Source organism: Acidobacteriota bacterium, assembly GCA_030949985.1.
Classification (GTDB): domain Bacteria; phylum Acidobacteriota; class Polarisedimenticolia; order J045; family J045; genus JALTMS01.
In genome coordinates this window covers 37,301-59,214 of the sequence record JAUZRX010000044.1, presented here as the reverse complement: position 1 = coordinate 59,214, position 21,914 = coordinate 37,301, and the positions used below count along the sequence as shown (strand labels likewise).

Genomic DNA, 21,914 nt, shown 5'->3' with positions numbered 1-21,914 from the left:
CCGCCGCTTCGGCACACCGGTGGCGCGGCGTGGCGTTGCGGAGGAACCAGCCATGTCTCGGATGCGGAAAAGCGGCCTCGTCGCGGCCATCATGCTTCTCTCGGCCGGCTTCGGTTTCGGCGTTCCGGCGCTCGAGGCAGCGGTTGACGCCGTGCCCCAGGAGGACCTCAAGTACCTCGAGCGGGCGATCGAGAAGTACATCGGGGAAACCTACAAGGCGAAGAACGACGAAGGCTACCATTTCCAGAAAGCGCGTTCGTCGATGTCTTTCGAGCCCGCCGAAGGGGGGCGCTACGAAGTCGTGGTCTACAAGGACGTCGTCGACGAGGGCGGGCGGACCATGCACACCGAGCGCTACCGTCTGACCCTCGAGAAGGAATCCGAAGAGAAGTGGAAGATCGTCGACCAGGAACTGGAAGACACGATCACGGGCATGGCCCGCTACATGCCCGGCGACGAGAAGTTCTACCACTACGAGAGTTTTCACTTCGATCGCGAGGGCCTGAAGGTCGACTCCGGTCCCGGCAGCATGATCGTCTTCTACCGCAACGGCAAGCGCCGCCGCATGGTTTTCACGGGCGAGCGCCTCTCTTTCTCCTACGAGCCGCCCGTGGAAACGGGTTACCGTTCGCGCTACGCCGCGGTCAGGAAGCTCAAGCCCAAAGATTTCGACTTCACGCCCGAGACGGTCGTCGTGCGCTGCAGCGAGAACCAGTGCCCCCGTCTGCTCGACTCCCTGTTCACCGGCCTGGTCGAGACGAGTCGGGAGAAGATCGATATCAAGTTGGGTCGTGAGTTCGACAAGCAGATGCGGGAAGTGAAGAAGGCCCGCAGGGACAACTACCTCGCCGGGTTCAGTTTCGATGATCTGCCCGGCAACGAGTACTACGCGATCAGCGTCAAGAAGAAGGGTCGGGATCACTACCTGGGGGTGATGTACGACAATTGGGACCCCAAGGAGATCTCGTTCAACGTCTCGGGTTACTGGCCGGCCCTGTTCCTCTACTACTCGGAAGAAACACGCAAGAGCGGCAAGAGCGTGTACGAACTCGAGCGGCGTCCCGACGAGGCATTGCGCTTCTTCGACCTGGTGTCCGTCAAGGGGACGGTGGACCTGCAGACCAAGACTCCCGAGACGATGGATGCTGATATTCACTACAGGATCCGGGCCCACGAGGACTTCGATCGCCTGGGCTTCGGCATCGCTGTCCTGGAGCGTCCGGACAAGGATGAGAAGAAGGCTGCGACGCGCCCGCGGTTGACCGTTTCCTATATCAGGGACGGTGAAGGCCGTGAACTGAGCTGGGTTCAGCTCGGGCCGAACAACGGGATGGTGATCTTCCCGCGTACCATCAAGAAGGGCGAGATCATCGACCTCGAGATGAAGTTCACCAATGCCAAGGGGATCTACGACTTCTCCTGGTCCTACAAGGGGATGGCCCGGGGGGGCTGGCTGCCTTTCGTCACCTTCGGTGACATGATCGATGACTTCGAACTGACGGTCAGCGTCCCCGAGCAGTACACGACCTTGGGCATCGGCAGGAAGATGGCTGAGCGGGTGGAGGACGGGCGACGCATCACCGAGTGGAAGGCCTTTCATCCCGTGACCTTCCCGACGATCATCTTCGGCAAGTACACGAAAGCCGAGTCCACCGTCCAGGCGCGGAAGCTCGACGGCACACCGATTCCCGTGACGATCTACGTCGACGAAAACGCGCTGACCGAAGGGAACGCGAGCGCCGGGCAGTGGGGCATCCGGCCCAAGCAGCTGCAGGCGCTGGTCGACCAGGCGGCCCAGGCGATCAATCTCTACCAGCGCCTCTACGGCGTGGACTATCCCTTCTCCAAGCTGGACCTGGTCAACGATCCCGTCGGAGGCATGCTCTATGGCCAGGCGCCGTCGTCGATCATCTACCTCGGGTCGCTGGTCTTCCGCGGCGCGGCGACGCTGGAGTCCTTCGGCGGAGGGCGTGGAGTCAGCAAGTTCCTCAAATCGGTGGTAGCCCACGAAACCGGGCACCAGTGGTGGGGAGCTTCGACGAGCAACGCCAATTCCGGGAATTACTGGTTCGTCGAAAGCCTGGCCGAGTACTCATCGGCGATCTACACCGAGCAAGCCTACGGCCGCCAGGCCTATCTCCAACAGGTCAAGGCGTGGCACGATGAGCTGGTCGAGGCTGAAACGATGGCGACCGTGCAGGAGAGCTATACGACTTGGGGCGGGCCGTACGGTTTCAGCGGCAACCAGCGCAACATCTACAGCCGAGGTCCATACGCTTTCCACATCCTGCGTGAGACGTTCGGCGACAAGAAGTTCTTCAACTACCTCTACAACGTGGCCCAGAAGCTGGCCGAAAAGCAGATCGTCACCGAAGACTTGAAGATGATCTCGGAAGTGGTCTTCGGCGGAGACATGAGTTGGTTCTGGGATCAGTGGATTCGCGGAGTCGGCTTGCCGGAATACGCCTACGACTTGCGCAGTCGGCAGACGGAAGACGGCAAGTACCTGGTGGAGGGGACGATTCGGCAGCGGGTGGTGCTCGGCCCCAAGGCGGAAGTTCTCGAAGACACCTTCTTCCGGGGTGCGATTCCGGTCACCGTGGTCTATACCGACGGTACCGAGGAAAAGAAGCCGCTGCTGGTGGAGGGCGAGCTGACCGAGGTCCGCTTCAAGGTGGACAAAAAGCCGCAGAAGGTGGTCTTCAACGGCGAGGGCGAGATCCTGGCCCAGAGGACGGTTTCCGCCGGCAGCTTCTGAAAGCCGATTCGAGGGGCCTGTCGTGGCGGCCTGGCGCGCGGTGATCGGGCTCGAGGTTCATGCCCGGCTGCAAACCCGCACCAAGCTCTTCTGCCCATGCGAGGCGGTCGCCGGGGGCGCTCCCAACTCGCGGCTGTGCCCCGTCTGCCTGGGGCTGCCCGGCGCACTGCCCACGGTCAACCGGGAAGCCGTGCGTCTGGGTGTGCGACTGGCCGAGGCGCTCGGTTGCACGATCCACCGGCGCTCGGTCTGGGCGCGCAAGAACTACTTCTATCCCGACCTGCCCAAGGGGTACCAGATCACCCAGTACGATCATCCCCTGGCCACCGGGGGCCGCGTCCGGGTGGATCTCCCGCGGCAGGGGCCGCGCTGGATTCGTCTCGAACGGGTCCACCTGGAGGAGGACGCCGGCAGGAGCGTACACGAGAGGTTCGGCGAATCGAGTTGCGGGATCGATCTCAACCGCTGTGGTGTCCCCCTGGTGGAGATCGTCTCGGCGCCGGACCTGGAGACGCCGGCGCAGGCCGCGGCCTTCGCCACGCGCCTGCGGGCCGTGTTGATGGCCACCGGTGTCAGCGAAGCGGAGATGGAAAAAGGCTCGCTGCGCTGTGACGCCAACGTTTCCCTGTCCCGCCCCGGAGAGAGCGCTTCGGTTCGTACGGAGATCAAGAATCTCAACTCTTTCCGTCACCTGCGGCGGGCCCTCGAGGCCGAGATCACGCGTCAGGAAGAAATCCTGCGCGGGGGAGGCCGGGTCGAGCCGGAGACCCGCGGCTGGGATGATCGACGGCGCTGCACCGTGCCGCTGCGAGGCAAGGAAGCGGCCGCGGAGTACCGCTATCTCCGCGAGCCGGACCTGCCGGAACTGGTGCTCGATCCGTCCTTGCGGGCCGAAGCCGTCGCCGCGATGCCCGAGCCGATACACGAGCGTCGGGATCGCTTCGTCGAACGACTCGGCCTGGGGACGGAGGATGCCGGGCGATTGACGGATGATCCGCGCCTCGCCGACTACTTCGAGACGCTCGTCGGTCGGGGTGTCGCCCCGCGCCTGGCGGCCAACTGGCTGCTGACCGAGATCCTGGCCCACGCTTCTCCTGCGCGTCTCGCGCCGCCTCCGGTCGAGGTGGCGGATCTGCTTCGTATGTTGGAGGCCGGGCGCATCCAGGCCCACCAGGCCAAGCGGGCGCTGGCCCGGGCGTCGACGGGCGAGACAGATCTCCGCTCGCAGGTCGATCGCCTCGCGGCCGGGGGCGCCGTGGGTGAGCGGGAGGTGGAACGGCTGTGCCGGGAGGTTCTCGACGCTCATCCCCGGCTCGTGACCCGTTACCGGGAGGGCAAGACCTCCCTGCTGGCTTTCTTCATCGGGCAGGTGATGCGCTCGTCCAGCGGCGCGGATCCGCGGCTGGTGGGGCGGGTCATGGAGCGACTGCTGGCGGCGATGTAGGATGGGCGCCGCCGATGATTGTCTTCGATCGCGTGACCAAGCAGTACCGCGCCGGGGAGCCGGCCCTCCAGGATGTCAGCTTTCATGTCGCCCCCGGCGAATTCGTCGTCGTTACCGGCCCCTCGGGCGCCGGCAAGACCACCTTGCTCCAACTCGTCTACCGGGAGCTGACTCCGTCCATGGGACGGGTCGTGGTCGATGGGCGGGAGCTGGCCGGGATGAGCTGGCGCCAGGTGCCCGCCTTGCGGCGGCGGATCGGTATCGTTTTTCAGGATTTCCGGCTTCTGCCCCGGCGTACCGTGGCCGAGAATGTTTCCTTCGTGCTGCGGGCCCTGGCCTGGCCGGTCTCTCGTCGTCGCGAACGCACCCGGCGGGTCCTCGAGTGGGTCGGCCTGGCCCACCGGGCCCACGACTGGCCCCAGTCTCTTTCGGGTGGTGAGCAGCAGCGGGTGGCCATCGCCCGGGCCCTGGCCGCCGAACCGCGCTTGCTGCTGGCCGACGAGCCCACGGGTAACCTGGATCCCGCGCGCTCTCTCGAAATCCTCGGCCTGCTGCGCGAAATCCACGCCCGCGGTACGACCGTCGTGCTCGCCACCCATGACCTGAACCTGATCGAATCGGCCAAGGTGCGCGAGATTCACCTCCGCGCGGGCCGCATCGAGGAAGATCGGCAAGTGGCATGAACTTCCTCCGCATCAGCATGGAGATCCTGCGTTCGGCCGTGGTGGATCTGGGGCGGCGGCCGGTCTCTTCGGGCCTGTCCGTCGTGGCGCTGACCGTGGCGCTCTTCGTCCTGGCGGTGTTCCTGGTGCTGACCCATGGCGTGCGAGACGTCCTCTCCCGCTGGTCGGACCAGGCGGCCGTGGAAGTCTTCCTCTCCGCACCGCTGGACGATCCCCGGGTCGCCGAGCTGGTCGCCCGTTTCGAACAGGAGCCGGCGGTGCGGCGCGTGGAGGCGGTCGACTCCGGGCAGGCCCTCGAGGAGTTCGAGCAACTCTTTCCCGACCTGGGAGACGTGGCCACCCTGCTGGGTGAAAACCCCTTCTCGGGTTCCCTGCGTATCGTGCCTGCGACCCCCGACAGCCAGGCGGTCTCTCGTATCGCCAAGCTCGCCCAGGCCAGCGAGGTCGTCGAGGCCGTGCGCTACGATCGCCAGTGGCTGCGTTCCCTCGCGCGCCTGGGACGGGCCCTGGGCGGGTTCATGCTGGTCGGAGCCGTGATCTTGCTCTTCGCCAGCCTGGTCACCGTGGGCGCCGTGGTGCGCCTGGCCCTCGACGACAAGCGTGAAGAAGTGGAATTGATGCGGCTGGTGGGCGCTCCCGTTTCCTTCGTCGTCGGGCCGGTGCTTTTTTCCGGCGCGCTGCTCGGCCTGCTCGGAGCCCTGCTGGCCCTGGGCCTGGTCTCGGCGGGCCGCCACCTCGCTCTCGATGCGGCCGCCGCCACGAGTCTCGGCGCCCTGGCCGAGTTGGTCCTGGGGCGAGGGCTGCCGCCGGCCGAGCAGGTGGGTGTGGCGCTCGTCGGTGCGCTCGCCGGCACCCTCGCCGCGGGTCTCGCCGCGGGGCGGGCGGCGTTGCGCTGACCGGCCCCGGGCGGCCGGCGTGCGCTTGGCGGCCTACCAGTCGAAAGTGATGAAGAAATCGGTGCGCTTGGGGCCGAATTCTTTACCATCCCAGATCTTGGCGTAGGACCAGGTGAGGGGCAGGCCGAGGAAGTTGAGGGTCACGGCATACCCGGCGGAGACGTGGATATCCACCAGAAAGCCGTCCACCCGGCTGCGGAACTTACGCAGGCCGCCGATGCGGCGATCGAAGACGGCCCGGGTGCGCTCGGGCGTCGCGGTGGGGTCGAAGAAATCGAGGACCAGTTCGTCCTCGAACCAGGCGGATCCGGCGGAGACGAAGAGGGTCCCGCGTATCGGGCCGGAGATGCCGCCGAAACCCCAGCGCAGGGCGTCGATCAGGGGAAAGCGGAACTCCAGGTTGACCAGCGCCACGTTCTCGCCCACGAAGTCACGGAAGGCAAAGCCCCGCAACTGGTTGATGCCGCCCATGGAATAGAGGTTGCCCCGCTCGCCGTCCTGCAGGATGCCGTAGAGCCAGAGGGCCAGCACGGAGCGGCGGGTGACCTTCTTGTAGGCCCGGTAATCGAGGTGGAAATTGTTGATCGACTGCCCGTCCCGGTCCCCGGAGATGAACTCCAGGCGGCTGACTCCCAGGCGGAAACGGTGCCCCTGGTAGGGGCCGAAGCGCTGGTAGCGGGTCGTATCGCCCACCAGGTCCACGGTCAGGGTGGGGTAGTCGTCGGAAAACCGGACGAACGTGACCGTCGGCGAGAGAAGGCTCTGCTGGGGATAGGAGATGCGGCTCTGGGTGTAGGAGATGCTGCCGTCGACGCGCAGGTAGCGGCTGAAGGGGTAGCTGGCGAAGGCCGAGGCTGATGTGAAGCGCTGGCGGCGCTGCAATCGGTCGGCGACTCCGAGGGGGTCGTTGGTTACGTAGTAGTCGCGGAAATCGCGCAGCACGGCGCCCCAGTTCATGCGCCCGGCCATGTTCAGGTAACCCACCGTGGTGTCGGTGAAGCCGTCGTAGCTGTTGGCCGCGAGGAAGATCTGGCGATCTCCCAGCATGTCGCTCCAGCGCAGGGCGAAATTGGCCAGGATGACTCCGTTGTCGGTCAGCCCGACGCCCAGGGTGGGACGGTCCAGCTTCCATGTCCTCTGGTAGGGTTGCTTGCTCCCGGCGTCGAGAGTCAGCTCGAGGGGCGGTGCGAAAGGCACCAGGTCGGCGTCGGCATCCGCGTCGGCCGCGGCGGCGAGCTTGTCCCGCATGCGTTCCTCGATCTCTTCCTCGCCGAGTCCCTGCTTGAGCAGCTCGAGTTTTTCTCGCTCCACAGCGCGGCGGGAGGGGGCCAGGGGAGAGGTCTGCGGGGCCCGCTCGCCGGCAAGGCGGGCATGGGCCACGTCTTCGTCGGCCAGGTCCAGCTGGAAGAGCCGGAACGTGCCGGAATAGAAGGCGCTGTAGGTCAGGCGGGGCGCGCCCTCCTTTCCGGGAGGCATTTCCACCGGGGCGAAAGCGCCGCCGACCAGGTCGGTCAGCCGCTCGATCCGGGCCGTCGCCAGTTCCATCCGGTGAATGTTGAAGACGCCGTAGGCACCCCGGTCCGACGAGAAGTAGACGTACTTGCCATCGGCGGAAAAAATCGGTTGCAGGTCGGAGGCCGCTCCGACCGTGAGCTGGGTCTTCCTTTCGGGGGCGCCGACCTCGACCACGAAGATCTTCTCGAAGCCGCCGATCCGGCGGTTGTAGAGCACCTGCTTGCCGTCCGCCGACCAGGTGGGGTTGGAATCGACGTAGGGATCGCGGGTGAGGTTTTCGATGGCCCCGGTTTCCAGGTTGTAGCGGAAGATGTCCCACTGGCCGTCCCGATTGCCGGAGAAGGCGATCCACTGCCCGTCCGGTGAGTAGGCCGGCGAGGCGGTGGCGGCGATCTCCTTGAACGGGATCTGCTCGAGGCGCCGTCCGGTGAGGGGGTCGAAGATCAGCAGGACACGGTGGTCTTCCTTGGCCGCGAAGACGGCCACCTCGTCGCCGAGGGGGGACCAGCTCACTTCCCGCTTGCCCTGGAAGATGTCTGCGGAGAGGTAGTCCCAGCGGGTCGTGAAGCCGCGCGTCAGGTTGCGGATCAGCTTGCCGTCCTTGGCCGAGAAGATCAGCAGGTCGGCTTCGAGGCCCGGCGTGCCGATGGCCGCCACCAGGTCGCCCGAGGGGCTCAGGGCCGGCGAAAAGGTGAAGCGCTCGGGGCGCCGAAGGCCGATCTCCTTGCCGTACTCGTCCGGAGATCGCTTGCGGGTCAGGATCGGCAGGTAGCGGCGGCGCAGGTAACGGGCGAAGCGCCGGTCGAAAGTCTGAACATCGATACCAAAGGCGTCACGCAAGGCCTTGTCCACGTTGTTGGCCAGCAGCGCCTTTTTCACCTCGAAGAGCAGGGAGCGCAGCCCCTCGTCACCCCATTCCTGTTCGATGAAGTCGAAGACGGCGTGGCCGTAGCGGTAGGTCAGGAAGCCGTAGCGGCTCATTTCGTCGATCGAAGGCAGGAGATTGTTGACTACGGCGTCGCGGATCACCATCTGGTCCATGGTGTCTTCGTCGTCGGCCAGGTAGCTCGCCATGCCCTCCATGAACCACAGGGGCGGGAACCCTCGCACCGTGCGCTGGAGCGAGCCGCCGAAGAGGATGTCGAACTGAAAGATGTGCACGATTTCGTGGCGCATCACCTTGTAGCGTTGATCGGGCGGCGTGTCGACCGGAAGCACGAGGCGGAACATGAAGGGTTCGGCGAAGGCGCCCACGCCGGGGGGCAGCTCGGTGGGTTGGATGTTGGTGCGCTGGAAGGCTGCGTGGGTCGCGTAGAGCACCATCGGGATCCGCTGGCGGATCTCGTGGTCCAGGCGCTGGCTGAGTTCGACGTAGCCGGACTCGGCTTCCGAGACGATCTCTTCGAGCAGGAGGTCGTCGTCGAAATAGTAGTGCACGTCATAGTGGGGCGAGCGGTAGATCTTCCACTCGTGACTCTCGTAGTTGACCTTGTTCTTGCCAAAGCTCTGGGCCCGGGCCGGGGCGCCGCCGGCGACGATACCGGCGAGGAGGAAGAGGACGAGAGTGATCGGCTTTCGCACAGCGCCTCCAGGGTTGGGGTCGGCCTACTCGACCCAGATGAAGCGGGGTTCGGCAATCGGGCTGGCCACCAGGGTCCCCAACAGATCGTCCTTGAACATGTCGAGCAACTGGAAGAGGACGTGCAGGTCTTCTCTTTCGTTGCCCTCGAGCACCCGTTCTTCCTGCCAGGTATCCATGTGCAGCAGGGCGCCGTTGTCACCCTTGAGGAAGAAGACCTGCAGGCGGAGCCCGTAGCCGGTGCGGTCCCGGAAGACGGTGCGGCGTACGGTCTGGCCCGTGAGGTCGGAGACGTAATCTTCGGTGACGAAGCCCGAGCGGTCCTCGATGCGGAAGTCGGCGATGGCAGCGACGACCAGGTCCGCGTCGAAGTCCTGGCCCAGCCGCTTCCAGAACACGTCGTTGACGGCCAGTTTCTCGGGCCGCTGTTCGGGAATCTGCGGCGGGGTAACGTCGAGCACCTCGAGCGCGGTACCGCGGGCGATCTCCCGGCGCAGCCAGCGGGTGACCTCCCGGCCGATGTTGAACAGAGGGTGTTCATCGGCCCGGGCCAGGGTGACCAGCACGCGTTCACCGGGGGTGGTTTCGATCTTCGGTGGGAGTATGACCTCCACCGGGACCCGGTCCCAGCCGGCCAGGCAAGGCCCCACGGCGCCTGCTGCCAGGGCCAGGGCCAGGACTGGGCGCGGGACGCGGTTCATGGCGCCTTCCCGCCGGGGCCGGTCTGCTGCTTCCCGCGACGGAGAAAGAGCGCGCGGTTGGCGGCGATGTTCTGCTCGGGGCCCAGTTCGAGGGCCCTGTCGTAGGCTTCCCGGGCGCCGTCACGATCGCCGAGGGCTTCCCGGGCGACGGCGATGTTGTTCCAGATGCGCCCGTCATCGGGTCGTATCCTGGCCACCTTTTCCCAGCGAAACAGGGCCTCCCTCCACAGCCCCTGCCGGGCCATCTCGGCGGCGAAGCGGAGCTCGGCGCGGGGATCGGTGCGCCGGCGGGGCTTCTTGCGGGCCAGGGCGGGCCCCAGGCCCAGGCCGAAGGCCAGGATCGCGGCCAGGGCGGCCACCGTCAGGCGCCGGAAAAAGGGCGATGCGGAGCGAGAGATCGACATGGGAACCTCCGGGGAGTATACCCCGCTCCCAGTGGGCGGCTCATCATCTTGACGGGTCACTTACATCGAGGGGTCGAATGATCGTATGCTCTGCTCCCACCGCGGGATCGGCCGCGGGGTGGGAGCCTCGACACCCGTCGCCGCGGCCGGCCCTGGGGAGGCGGAACCGCCGGGAGAGAGACCTATGGAGATCCGACGTAGCCTGCCCGCCCTCTTCCTCGCTTCGGTCAAGAGCTATCCGCGGGAGCGGATGTTCCTCACGCGGCAGAAGGGAGGCGATTGGGAGCCGCTGTCTTCCCGCCAGGCCCTCGAGGCGGTTCACGAGATCGCCGGCGGCCTGATCGCCGACGGCCTCGAGCCCGGCGATCGCGTGGCCCTGATCTCGGAGAACCGTTGGGAATGGGTTCTTTCCGACGTGGCGACCCATTTCTGTCGCGGGGTGGACGTACCGGTCTATCCGACTCTGCCTGCGGACCAGGCGCGCTACATCATCGCCGATGCCGGGGCCCGCTTCGTTATCGTCTCCAGCGCCCAGCAGGCCAAAAAGGTCCACGACGAGAGGGACCGGCTCGGGCAGGTCGAAAAGGTCTACTCCATGGAGGAGGGCGTCGCGGGGACCGAGTCCCTGGCCCATCTGCGGGAACGGGGCCGCAAATACCTCCAGGAGCATCCGGGGGTTCTCGAGGAGCGGCTGGCCTCCCTCGCGCCCGACGATCTGGCCACGCTGATCTACACCTCCGGGACGACGGGCACACCGAAGGGCGTGATGCTGACCCACAAGAACTTCTGCAGCAATGTGGCCGCGGCGGCGGCGGCCTTTTCATTCGAGGACGGTGATCTGGCCCTTTCCTTTCTTCCCCTGTCCCATGTCCTCGAGCGCATGGTGACCTACGTCTACCTGGAGAAGGGGGCGACCCTCGCCCACGTACGGCGCCTCGAACGGGTGGCCGATGCCCTCAGGGAGGTTCGGCCCCACGTCTTCGCGACCGTGCCGCGCCTGCTCGAACGGGCCTACGACGGCGTGATGGAGCAGGTGGGCAAGGCCCGGGGCGCCCGGCGGATCCTGGCCGGCAAGGCCCTGCGCTGGGCCGATGCCTGCGCCGAGGCTCACATGGCGGGGCGGCGTCCCGGTCCGCTCAAGGGGCTGCGCTGGAAGATGGCCGATCGCGTCGTGCTGAGCAAGATCCGGGAGAAGCTCGGCGGGCGCCTGCGCTTCGTGATCTCCGGCGGCGCCGCGATGCCGGTCCACGTCGGCCATTTCTTCTGGGGCGTGGGTATCGAGGTCTACGAAGGTTACGGCTTGACCGAGACGTCTCCGGTACTCACCGCCAACACTCCCGGTCATGTGCGCCTGGGTACCGTGGGCCGGGCCTTCGAGGGCGTGGAGCTGCGCCTGGCCGACGACGGGGAGGTGGTGGCCCGCGGGCCGAACATCATGCAGGGCTACTGGAACCGGCGCGAGGAGACCGAAGAGGTTCTGCGCGGTGAGTGGCTCTACACCGGCGACCTGGGGCGCGTGGACGACGAGGGCTACCTGACGCTGACCGGGCGGAAGAAGGAGATCATCGTCCTCTCTACCGGCAAGAACGTCGGCCCCCGGGCGGTGGAAGCCGTGCTGGAAAAAAGCCCTTTCGTCACCCAGGTGATCGCCGTGGGAGACGATCGCCCCTCCATCGGCGTACTGCTGCGAGCCAACCTGGAGCGGCTCGAGGCATGGGCCGGCGAACAGGGACTGGCCTGGGATAGTCCCGAGTCCCTGCTCCAGCGACCGGAGGTCCGTGACCTCTTTCGGAGGGAAATCAACAGCCGGCAGGCCCACCTGGCCGCCTACGAGAAGGCCCACCAGTTCGCCTTCCTGCCCGAGGAGCTCACCGAGGAGAACGGTCTGCTCACGCCGACCCAGAAAGTCCGTCGCCGCCAGGTCTGCGCCCGCTACGCCGACCTGATCGAGGGCATGTACCACAAGTGACCCGCCGGGCCGCGTGCTTTCTTCTGGCGGTCGCGCTGTGTGGGGGTGCGGCCGTGTTCGGCGGCGAAGAGCCCGTGGACCAGGAGCGTGCGCGCCGCCTGATGCAGCGGGTGGCCTCCGGCGGCGCTCGTCTCAGCGACGAGGAGTTCCAGCTCGTGATGGCCGCCTCTCACACCGACGAGGTCGAAGTGGAGCTGGTGATGGTCACCGCGGTGGTGGTCGATCGCCGATCGCGGCCTCTGACGGGCCTGGAGCGGGAGGACTTCCAGCTCTTCGACGATGGGCAGCCCCGGCCCCTGGCCTGGTTCGGCGAAGAACTCGCCGCTCCGTTCCGCCTGGTGCTGCTGCTCGATGTCTCCGGTTCGATGGCGGACCGGTCCCGCACTGCCGCCATCCGGGCCGCCCTGCTGCCCCTGATGCGGCAGGTACGGCGGCGGGACCGGGTGCGGCTGGTCAGCTTCGCCGACCGGGGGGTCCAGGTTCACGGTTCGTGGAGTGCCCGTCCCCTGAGCCTGCTTTCCGAGGCGCTGTCCATCCAGCGGCGAGGTCGGACGGCCCTGGCCGACGCGCTGGCGGCCGCCGCGGCGCTGCTGGCTCCTTCCCCCCTCGAGCGCCAGGCCATCGTCCTCGTCAGCGACGGGCTGGACAACGCCAGTCGCCTGGCCCCGGCCCAGGCGGCGGCGGCGGCCCTGGAGGTGGCGGCCCCGGTCTACGTCCTGGCCCTCGGCGGCCCGGCCCGCGAAATCCAGGCCCGCCGGAATCCGCAAAACCCTCTCGCAGGATTGCGGGAAGTGGCCCGACTGACGGGGGGGCGTTTTTTCCTGATCGGCGGCGAAGAGGAGCTTTCCCGCGCCCGTGCCGCGGCGCGGCAAATCCGGGACGACCTGCGGCACCAGTACCGCCTCGCCTTCCGGCCGGCTCCCGGTCGCCGGCAGGGCGCCCACCGGATCGAGGTCCGTGTCCATCGGCGTGGGGCGCGGGTCCTGGCCCGTCGGGGCTACCGTTGAGGGGCGGGCAAGTGCAGATTTTCCAGCACTTGCCGACGGGAAGCGGGATGGGGGGTATAATCCCGCGCCGGGTCCCGGAAGAGCGTGTGCCGGCAGGTCCGGTTGGCCTGCCGGCATCTTGCCGGGCGCCGATACGACCAACCCTTTTGCGAACCTCGGCAGTCCAGCGGTTCCCTGCCCGTGGAACCCGCTCCGAGTGGAGGAATGAGATGATGAAGTACAGGGCGAGTTTCGTGCTTGCCGTCGGATTGGCGCTCCTATTGGCCGCCGGCTGCGTCTCCAACAAGAAGTTCGAGACCGCCGTGTCCGACGTGACCTCCCGCCTCGATGACGTCCAGGGGGGTGTCGAGGAGAACAGTGCCAAGATCGACCAACTGAGTCGAAAAGACCAGGAGATCGAGCAGAAGGTCTCCGCTGTCGATGGCAAGGTGGGCCAGGCCCAGCAGGCCAGCCAGGCCGCCATGGAGAAGGCCGAGCAGGCCGCCAAGGCCGCCAGGGGCAAGGTGATCTGGCAGGTGACGCTGACCAACCGGGACGTACTCTTCGGCGTGGACGACGCTGAAGTCACCCCGGCCGGCGCCGCGGCGCTCGACAACCTGGTCTCCCGGCTCAAGGGCTACGACCGGATGGTCTTCATCGAGATCCAGGGACACACGGACAGCTCCGGCGGCGAGTCCTACAACCACGCTCTCGGGCTCAAGCGGGCCGAGGTGGTGCGCGACTACCTGCACGAGCAGGGGATCCCGCTCAACCTGATGAGCGTGATTTCCTACGGCGAGTCCCGTCCGGTGGCGGACAACTCCACCCGCGAGGGCCGTGCGGCCAACCGCCGGGTCGAGATTCTCGTCCTCGAATAAGGGTGCGCGAAGTGCCGAACGACCGCCCTGGACCCATGGGGTTCGGGCGGTCGTGTTATATCTAGCCCTGATGGATATCTCTTTCCGAGAACGGCTGGCCCGGGGCGAGTGCCTGCTCTTCGACGGCGGCATGGGTACGGAGCTCTACGCCCAGGGGGTGTTCCTCAACAAGTGCTACGAGGAACTGAACCTGGTGCGCCCAGGTGTCGTCGAGGCGGTGCACCGGCGCTTTCTCCAGGCCGGGGCCCAGGCCGTGGAGACCAACTCCTTCGCGGCTTCCCGGCCCCGGCTCGAACCTCATGGCCTGGGCGACCGGGTGCACGAGATCAACGCCGCCGCCGCGCGCCTGGCCCGGGAGGCCGTGGGGCACCGGGCTCACGTGGCCGGGGCTGTCGGTCCCCTGGGGATTCGTCTCGAGCCCTGGGGGCCGACCACCGTCGATGAGGCGGTGGAGCTTTTCAAGGAGCAGATTTCCGGGCTGATGGACGGCGGCATCGACCTGGTGGTCTTCGAGACCTTCACCGACCTGGTGGAGATCCAGGCCGCGGTGCGGGCCGCGCGGGAGGTGGGCGACCTGCCCGTGGTCGCCATGATGACGGTGGACGAGGAGGGGCGGACCCCCGAGGGTGTGCCCCCCGAGTGGATGGTCCAGAAACTCGAGGCGACCCAGGCCGAGGTGATCGGTATCAACTGTTCCGTCGGTCCGGCTTCCATGCTGCCCGTGCTCGAGACCCTCGCGGCAAGCAGCAGTACTCCCCTGGCGGCGATGCCCAACGCCGGGATTCCCCGCCCGGTGGAGGGACGGATGATCTACCTCACCTCGCCCACCTACATGGGGCGCTACGCCCGGCGTTTCCGCCGCCTGGGCGCGAAGGTGATCGGTGGCTGCTGCGGGGTGACCCCCGAGCACGTCCAGGCCATGAGCGAGGCCCTCGGTCAGGATCCCGCCGGAGAGGTGGTCCCCAAGGTGGTGGTTCGGGCCCCCAAGGTCGTTCCCCGCGAACCCGTCCCCCGGCGGGAAAAATCGCGCCTGGCCCGTCGGATCGCCGATGGGCGTTTCGTGACTCTGGTGGAGATGCCGCCACCCCACGGCTGGGAGGCGCGGCCCGTGTTGACGCTGCTCGGTCCCTGGCTGGACGCGGGAGTCGATGGTGTGGTGGTGCCGGATGACCCGCGGGTCTCGGTTCGACTCAGTCCGATGGCCATGGCCCGTCTCGTCCACGAGGAAATCCAGGCCCGCGGCGCGAAGGCCGAACCGGTCTTGCAGTACACCTGCCGCGATCGCAATCTGCTCGGCATGCAGTCCGACCTGCTCGGCACCCATGCCCTGGGTTTGCGTAACCTTTTTCTCGTCACGGGCAACGCGCCCCGCCCCGGGGCCATGAGCTGGTCTTCGACGGTTTTCGACGTGGATGCCATCGGGCTGACGAACATGGTCTTCCGGCTCAACCACGGCCTCGATGTGGGAGACACGCCCATCGGATCTCCCACCGCGTTCTTTCCGGCGGTGCTGGCCACCCTCGGGCTGGTCGCACGAAAAGAAGAAGTCAGGCGCTTCGAGTGGAAGGTCGACGCCGGGGCGGAATTCGCTCTGACTTCGCCGGTCTTCGACCCGGAAGAGCTGATCTCGTTTCTCGAGGCCGTCGCCCCCGTGCGGATTCCCATGATCGCCGGCCTGTGGGTCCTGACCAGCCTGCGGGATGCGGAGTACCTGGCCGCCGAGGTGCCGGGGGTCACGGTTCCCGAACCGGTGCTCGAGAGAATGGCCGCGGCCGCCCGAAAAGGAACGGAGGCCCAGGAGGGGTTGGCCATCGCCCGGGAGATTCTCGGGCAGGTCCGGGATCACGTGGAAGGTGTGTTCGTCTGTGGCCAGGGGGCCCTCCAGCCGGGGAGCCTGGATGTCGTCGCCCCGGTACTGGATTCGGTCGTCACCGTGCGCCGGGACTTCCCGGGGCGCCCTGGCATCAAGGGGGGAGCCGAGGGGAAGCGTTACCGAGACTGACGTCCTCCCTGCAAGGCGACGGCTGTCCCCCGTCGAGGTCGGTCGGGGCGCCGGACTTCCGCCCGGCGCCGGGGGGCGTTGCCGTAATGCATTGGTCCAGCGCAAGTTGATGCACTTTTTCGCGAGGTCGCCGGTCCTGGCACAGGCGTTGCTCTACGCCCACTCGGGGACAGGGGCCGGACGCGACCCGACCCGTCCCGTACAGGAGACGTAGCGATGAAGATGAAAAGGAAGTGGATCGTGGCCGGCATGAGCCTGGCCCTCTTGGCGTTTTCGGCACCGGCGCTGGCCGGTGGGCCCCGCCACTACGGCCGCGGCGGCCGCGCCCAGGACTTCCGCATGGGGGCCAGGCTGCACGTGGGAGTCTTCACCCCGGACGGAGAGTCGGAGTTTTTCGACGACAACGCCCTGGTGTTCACGGGAAGCGCGGATGGATTCGAGGACACGTCCTTGGCGGCCGACCTCGAATGGGCGCTGGGCCCGACGAGCACAGTGGTGTTTTCGGTGGGGACCTTCGAGGGCAGCCAGAGCCAGGCCTACCTGGACTACGTCGACGAGTTCGGCGGCGACATTCGCCACCGGTCGAACCTGCGGATCTCTCCCATGACCGTCGGCCTGCACTATTACCTGGGCGGGCGGGATCGGGCCCTCAGGCCCTACCTGGGCGCCGGTGCCGGCCTCTATTTCTGGCGCTACCGGGAGGTGGGCGATTTCATCGTCTTCGGGCCGACTCCCGCCGACGACGAGCTGGTCTTCGACGCCTTCGAGTCCGATGGCACCACGGTGGGCTACTACCTGGCGGCCGGGGTCGACTTTCGCATCTCGGAGATGACCTCCCTGTTCGTGGAGAGTCGCTGGCACGACGCCTCCGACGAACTGGCCGACGACTTCGACGGTCTGGGCACCCTCGACCTGTCGGGCCGCGACCTGAGCTTCGGCCTGGCCTGGAGGTTCTGAGGGTCGAACCGGAGCTTGCGCCTTCGTGTCCACGGTGCGGGAAGGGCCCGGTGCCGGCCCGCCCCGCATGCCCCCCGGACCCCCTACCCTGGTGTGCGAAAAGGAGGGTTCGAAGATGTTGCGGGGACTCGACGGCGGATCGATGGCGGCTTCACCCACCCTGGCCGAAGTGCTGGGTGACTACCTGGACCACCGGCGGCGGGACGCCGCGCGAGACGATCTGGTCGGCTGCGAGATGACCCTCGAGGTCCTGGCGTCGTTCTTCAGCGAGGAGAACGCCGACCTGATCCCCGGGGCCGGCCGCTGGCTTGGCGCCCAGGGCCGGTGGATGGGGGGAGCGCCCCCGTCGGCGCTGCTGGCCCCGGGCCTGGGCGTCTGCCTGGAGTTGCTGCCCTACTCCTGCTGCCTTTCCTCCATGCTGATCGAGTTCATTCCGGCGGAGGTGCGCCGCCTCGTCCGGTGGTTGGCGGAGAAGAAGGTGCCCGGAGGCCGGGGGGCGCCTTCCCTCGAGCCGGTGCTCGTCGAGCAGGCCCCCGTCTACCGGCGCTTTGCCGCCCTTCAGGGGGCCCTCGAAAGCGCGGCGGCTCCCTGGTTGACCAGCCTGGGGGAAGGGGTGGAAGGTCGCTTCCAGGTCGTCCGGGTCGCCGCCCCCCGGGTGACGGTGCAGGTCCCCGGCGAGGGGGAGCGCTACACCTTCGGTTTGCCCCGGGGAGCCACCCGGCTGTTTCACGAAGGGGACCGGGTGGCGATGGTCTTCGCCCGTCGGGCCCTGGGTTGGACGGCCCTGGCCTCTTCTCTGCCGGTGGGGACCGCCTGGATGGACCAGCGGCTCGCCAGGCTGCGCCAGGCTGCCGGGACCCGGCCGGTGCTCGAGATCGCGCCCCGGCGCGAGTAGGCCCGGCTCGGGGGCTTCGGCTACAATCGGCGCCCATGGCCATCGTCGATCAGCTACGCCGTCCCTTGCGGGATCTGCGGGTCTCCGTGACGGACCGCTGCAACTTCCGCTGCCGTTATTGCATGCCGCGGGAAGTCTTTGGGCGTGCATACCGCTTTCTCGATCGCAGCGAGGTGTTGACCTACGAGGAGATCCAGCGTCTGGTCCAGGTCTTCGTCGGTCTCGGTGTGCGCAAGGTGCGGCTGACCGGCGGTGAACCCCTGTTACGGCGCGATCTGCCGGTCCTGGTTCGGCTCCTGGCAGGGATGGAGGGCCTGGACGATCTGACCCTGACCACCAACGGTGTGTTGCTCGGTGAACGAGCCGCCGCGCTCAAGGCGGCCGGGCTGGACCGGGTGACCGTCAGCCTGGACTCCATCGAGGCGACTTCCTTCCGCCTGATCAGTGACAGCTCGGTTCCCGTCGAGCGCGTGCTCGAGGGTATCGACGTGGCGCGGGCGGAGGGGTTGGCGCCGGTGAAGGTCAACGTGGTCGTGCGCAGGGGCGTCAACGACGACCAGGTCCTGCCCATGGTGCGGCACTTCCGGGGAAAGGGGGTCATCGTCCGTTTCATCGAGTACATGGACGCCGGGCGTTCCCATGGCTGGGCCCTCGGTCGGGTCGTGCCTTCGGAGGAAATCGTCGAACGCATCGATCGGGTCTTCCCCCTCGAAGCGGTCGAGGAGCCCGAACTGGGGCGCGTGGCCCGACGCTGGCGGTTGAAGGACGGCAGCGGCGAGATCGGCGTGATCTCCTCGGTCAGCCAGCCCTTCTGCCGGGGGTGCACCCGCGCCCGGCTCTCTCCCGAAGGTCGGCTCTTCCTCTGCCTGTTCGCCGCGACGGGGCTGGATCTGCGCTCCCCCCTGCGGCAGGGGGCCGGCCGGGAGGCACTCGAGGCCCTGGTGCGGAGCTGTTGGGGCGGGCGGGCCGACCGCTACTCGGAGCTGCGCAGCGAAGGCGGCGGTGACGAGCCCCGGGTCGAGATGTCTCATATCGGAGGCTGACGGTGCGCCTGGTGGTCGTTGGCTCGGCTGATGCCTACAACGCCGCCGGTCGCGGACACGCCTGCTACTGGCTCGAGACCGCCGCCGGCACCGTGATGGTGGATTTCGGCGCCACGGCGCTGATGGGCCTGGGCCGCGCGGGCCTCGATCCCTCCCGGCTCGAAGCGGTGGTGCTGACCCACTTCCACGGCGACCACATCGGCGGTTTGCCCTTCCTCCTGATCGATCTGGCCTTCAACCATTCCCGTTCCCGCCCGCTGGTGATCGCGGGACCCGCCGATTGCCGCGTCCGGGTGGAAGCCGTTTGCCGGGCCGCCTATGGCGACGTGATCGACACCCGGCTGCCTTTTCCGCTGCATTTCATCGACTTGCCCTCCCGGGGCCGCGCCGCCGTGGGATCGCTGGTGGTGGAGACCTGGCGCGCCGAGCACGGCGGCGAGCCGGGCCGGGCGCTGCTGTTGCGCATCACATCGCCGGGGGAGGGCGCGGTGGCCTTCACCGGCGATACGGCCATGGTCGAGGCGATCTTCGAGGCGGCCCGGGGCGCCGTCTGCCTGGTGGCGGAGTGCACGGCATTGACGGCCGGCACGCCGGGACACTGCTCGTGGGAGGAGTGGCGGGGGCGCCTGGCCCGGGTGGATGCCACCGAGCTGCTCTTCACGCACCTCTCGGCCGAGGTTCGCGGGGCGCGGCAGCGACTGCTCGCCGAGGCGATCCGGGCTTCCGGCTCGAGAGCGCGGATCCGCTTCGCCGAGGACGGCCTGGTGCTGGCCTGGGACGAGGATGCCGGGGGCGGCTGATCAGCGGTCGAAGTGGCCCCACAGGCCTTCACCGGTGTGCCCCTCGGCGCTGATGATCCAGCAGAGAAAAGAGCGAGGGTCGGAGTCGGTGAAACTTGTATCAGTGGGGTCCGGATCTTCTCCGGTGGCCTCGACGAAGGCGATGGCGCTGGAGGGATCGTCGCTGCGGTAGACGTGGTAGCTGGTGGCGCCGCCCACGGGCCACCACTCGACTCGCACCGAGCCCCCCGCCGTGCCGCTCACGTGGCGCAACAGCACTTCGGCGATGGGATCCTCGAAGGGCCGTGAGATCACCTCCAGAGTCCAGGCGTCGAGAGTGCCCTCGTCGCCGGTGGCGTTGTCTTCGACTTCCAGGGTCCAGGTGCCCCCGCTGGCCTTGCCCGCAAGTCGGCCCAGGTCGTCCACGCTGGGGGTCTCGGTGTCGTACCAGGTGTGGATGTCGGCGGTGGCGCCCCCGGAGGCGTCGTGCAAGCGGACGCGTGTGCCGTCCGGGGCGACCAGGGTGACGGTCAGATCGCCGATGTAGGTGTGGGTCAGGTCCACCCGGACGTTGACCTCTTCGATTTCCCGGTCGCCGGTCACGTCCAGGGAACTGGAGGTCAGGGAGTGATCCTGGATCGGAAGGGGCAGGCCGCCCGCCGGATACTGTTCGGTGGTGGGGGCTCCCACGGGGACGAAGAAGGCGTCGGTGGTGCCCTGGTCCCCTTCGGCCGTGCTCCATTGCACCGCGAAGGCCAGCTTGTGCCCCGGCGGGGTGTCGGCCGCCGCGGCAATGGCGGGGTGGGGCGGCAGGCTCTCGGCTTCCGCTCCTGCGCCCAGGTCGGGCCAGAAGCCGCCTTCGCTGCTCGAGCCCCATGCGCTGAGGGGCAGCAGGGTCCCCGAGACGTTCGTGGCGGCGCGGCCGGCATTGCGCAGGGTCACCGCCAGGCGCCCGGCTTCCCCGGCCTCCAGGTGGCCGTCGCCGTCGCTGTCCTCCGCCAGGCGGTGGCCCGCGTGTTCGAGGCGGGTGTCGAGGGGCGTCAGGGCCAGGTCCACCCGCACGGCGTCGGCCCGCGGGTCGGTGACGGAAAAGCTCTGCCGGGCGGAAGCGTAGCCCGGAGCCTCGACCAGCAAGGTGAAGTCCCCGGCGGGGAGGGGACGGTGGTAGTCCCCCACCTCCGGGTCGGTGTAGAAGTGCGAGTCCCGCCCCTCGATTTGCAGTCGCGCGGCGAGGGGCGCACCGGTTTCAGCGTCCGTGACACGGCCCCGGACGCCGGTCAGGGCACGCAGCAGGTACGAGAGCATCGAGTCGCGGTTGTCGTTCCACAGGCCGTCGAGTCGGCTGGCGGGGGGCCACTTCTGGTCGTCGAGTTCGATGGTGACCTGCATGTCGCCGCGATAGACGTAGTTCCAGTCCTGCATACCGCCGGACACGGCATACCAGTCGGCGCCGTTGGTGATGCCCCGGTCGAAGCGGCTCGAGCCGTACATCGGCGGGTTGTCTTCCGAGTAGTCCACCGAGAGGTCCACCATCGTGTCATCGTCGGCGGTGGCGGTGTAGGTGTTCGAGTGGGTCTCGTTGTTGTCGTAGGGGTAGTTGACGACCAGCGCTCCCGTGTGGAAGTTGGCGGAGAGCACCGTGGTGTGGTCGTCCTGCCAGGCCATCAGGGCCTGCGTTTCGGGCTCCCGGCCGTCGGGGACGTCCTGCGGGTCGTCGATGCGATCGGGAAAGTTGCGATTGAGATCGACCCCCCGGGAGTTGAAGCGCTGACCGGCCGTATGGCCGTCGGGATTCATCATCGGCATGATCCAGGTTTCCACTTCGTCGACGATACGCGTGGCCTGGGGGTCGGTTCCGTAGCCGTCGGTGAGCCGATCGATCAGCCGCAGGAGCAATTCCGTGCCGACGGGTTCGTCCCCGTGCATGGTGGAGATGTACTTGAAGCCGGGTTCGTCCTCTTCGGTGTCGGGGTTGTCGGTGATCAACAGCCACCACAGCTCACGACCTTCGACCGTCTGTCCGGCCGAGATGAGACGGGTGATCTCCGGATGGTCGGCGGCCACCTGCTGCAGGGCCGCCGTGAGCTGATCGTAGTCGTGATAGCCGGCCGCGTCGGTGCCGGTGGGGCGATCGGGCTCCCGGATTTCCCTCCACCCGATCCCCATCGCCGCGAGCTTGCGTTCTTCGGCCGGGGAGAGATAGGCCAGCAGGCTTCCGTCGGGAAGGCGTTCGAGGATCAGGCCCAGCCGGATCAGGGTGGCGTAGTGGTTTTCTGCGGCGGGGTCGAGCCGGGCCAGGCGGTAGACCGCCCGGGAGTCGGGCCCGGTCGGCCGGGGAGTAGCGGGGCCCAGTCCGCGGGGAGCGGACGGGGTCGACAGGAGGACGAGCAGGGCGACGCAAGCTGTCGGAAGACGCATGGGCTTC

16 protein-coding genes are annotated in these 21,914 nt (G+C 67.7%); 12 read left to right on the top strand and 4 right to left on the bottom strand.

Translation table 11 applies throughout. The features are described 5' to 3' along the window. The first annotated feature begins 52 nt into the window (after positions 1 to 52). The 4 genes from Q9Q40_10290 to Q9Q40_10275 are packed head-to-tail and all read left to right on the top strand — an operon-like array spanning position 53 to position 5,781. Positions 53 to 2,758, top strand: coding sequence for a M1 family aminopeptidase (locus tag Q9Q40_10290; GenBank protein MDQ7007611.1), 2,706 nt, complete (start codon positions 53 to 55; stop codon positions 2,756 to 2,758). A gap of 22 nt (positions 2,759 to 2,780) precedes the next feature. After that, a complete protein-coding gene (gene gatB / locus Q9Q40_10285; GenBank protein MDQ7007610.1) occupies positions 2,781 to 4,202 on the top strand; it encodes an Asp-tRNA(Asn)/Glu-tRNA(Gln) amidotransferase subunit GatB in 1,422 nt (473 codons plus the stop codon). 14 nt (positions 4,203 to 4,216) lie between these two features. After that, a complete protein-coding gene (gene ftsE / locus Q9Q40_10280) occupies positions 4,217 to 4,885 on the top strand; it encodes a cell division ATP-binding protein FtsE (GenBank protein MDQ7007609.1) in 669 nt (222 codons plus the stop codon). Beyond that, entirely contained in the window at positions 4,882 to 5,781 is a 900-nt protein-coding gene (locus Q9Q40_10275; protein ID MDQ7007608.1) for a permease-like cell division protein FtsX, read from the top strand. The genes ftsE and Q9Q40_10275 overlap by 4 nt, the downstream gene beginning before the upstream one ends. Positions 5,782 to 5,814: 33 nt before the next feature. Here the strand turns inward: Q9Q40_10275 and Q9Q40_10270 are convergent, their stop codons facing one another. Genes Q9Q40_10270 through Q9Q40_10260 form a run of 3 tightly spaced genes read right to left on the bottom strand, consistent with a single transcriptional unit; the run spans position 5,815 to position 9,980 of the window. Next, positions 5,815 to 8,877 (bottom strand): hypothetical protein, encoded by a 3,063-nt coding sequence (locus tag Q9Q40_10270; protein MDQ7007607.1) that lies wholly within the window; start codon positions 8,875 to 8,877, stop codon positions 5,815 to 5,817. Between the two features lie 24 nt (positions 8,878 to 8,901). Beyond that, positions 8,902 to 9,576 (bottom strand): hypothetical protein, encoded by a 675-nt coding sequence (locus Q9Q40_10265; GenBank protein MDQ7007606.1) that lies wholly within the window; start codon positions 9,574 to 9,576, stop codon positions 8,902 to 8,904. Then, positions 9,573 to 9,980 (bottom strand): tetratricopeptide repeat protein, encoded by a 408-nt coding sequence (locus tag Q9Q40_10260; protein ID MDQ7007605.1) that lies wholly within the window; start codon positions 9,978 to 9,980, stop codon positions 9,573 to 9,575. Before Q9Q40_10260 ends, Q9Q40_10265 begins: the two co-directional genes overlap by 4 nt. Positions 9,981 to 10,164: 184 nt before the next feature. Between Q9Q40_10260 and Q9Q40_10255 the strand changes: the two genes are divergently transcribed. From Q9Q40_10255 to Q9Q40_10220, 8 genes are all read left to right on the top strand, one after another. Beyond that, positions 10,165 to 11,949: a long-chain fatty acid--CoA ligase gene (locus Q9Q40_10255; GenBank protein MDQ7007604.1), complete on the top strand. Its 1,785-nt coding sequence runs from the start codon at positions 10,165 to 10,167 to the stop codon at positions 11,947 to 11,949. Between the two features lie 53 nt (positions 11,950 to 12,002). Further along, positions 12,003 to 12,956, top strand: a complete 954-nt coding sequence (locus Q9Q40_10250; protein ID MDQ7007603.1) for a VWA domain-containing protein — start codon at positions 12,003 to 12,005, stop codon at positions 12,954 to 12,956. A 209-nt stretch (positions 12,957 to 13,165) separates the two neighbouring features. Next, a complete protein-coding gene (locus Q9Q40_10245) occupies positions 13,166 to 13,813 on the top strand; it encodes an OmpA family protein (GenBank protein MDQ7007602.1) in 648 nt (215 codons plus the stop codon). Positions 13,814 to 13,883: 70 nt separating this feature from the next. Next, positions 13,884 to 15,815, top strand: coding sequence for a bifunctional homocysteine S-methyltransferase/methylenetetrahydrofolate reductase (locus Q9Q40_10240; protein MDQ7007601.1), 1,932 nt, complete (start codon positions 13,884 to 13,886; stop codon positions 15,813 to 15,815). A 216-nt stretch (positions 15,816 to 16,031) separates the two neighbouring features. After that, a complete protein-coding gene (locus Q9Q40_10235) occupies positions 16,032 to 16,772 on the top strand; it encodes an outer membrane beta-barrel protein (GenBank protein MDQ7007600.1) in 741 nt (246 codons plus the stop codon). Positions 16,773 to 16,887: 115 nt separating this feature from the next. Then, complete coding sequence (locus tag Q9Q40_10230; protein ID MDQ7007599.1) at positions 16,888 to 17,667, top strand: hypothetical protein; 780 nt, start codon at positions 16,888 to 16,890, stop codon at positions 17,665 to 17,667. Between the two features lie 35 nt (positions 17,668 to 17,702). Further along, positions 17,703 to 18,710, top strand: a complete 1,008-nt coding sequence (moaA, locus tag Q9Q40_10225) for a GTP 3',8-cyclase MoaA (protein MDQ7007598.1) — start codon at positions 17,703 to 17,705, stop codon at positions 18,708 to 18,710. Between the two features lie 2 nt (positions 18,711 to 18,712). Continuing rightward, positions 18,713 to 19,510 carry an MBL fold metallo-hydrolase gene (locus Q9Q40_10220; GenBank protein ID MDQ7007597.1) on the top strand — a complete coding sequence of 266 codons (798 nt, stop codon included), beginning with the start codon at positions 18,713 to 18,715 and terminating at the stop codon, positions 19,508 to 19,510. On the opposite strand, the gene Q9Q40_10215 is transcribed toward Q9Q40_10220, so the two are convergent. Continuing rightward, entirely contained in the window at positions 19,511 to 21,907 is a 2,397-nt protein-coding gene (locus Q9Q40_10215) for a M14 family zinc carboxypeptidase (GenBank protein ID MDQ7007596.1), read from the bottom strand. Positions 21,908 to 21,914: the final 7 nt, after the last annotated feature.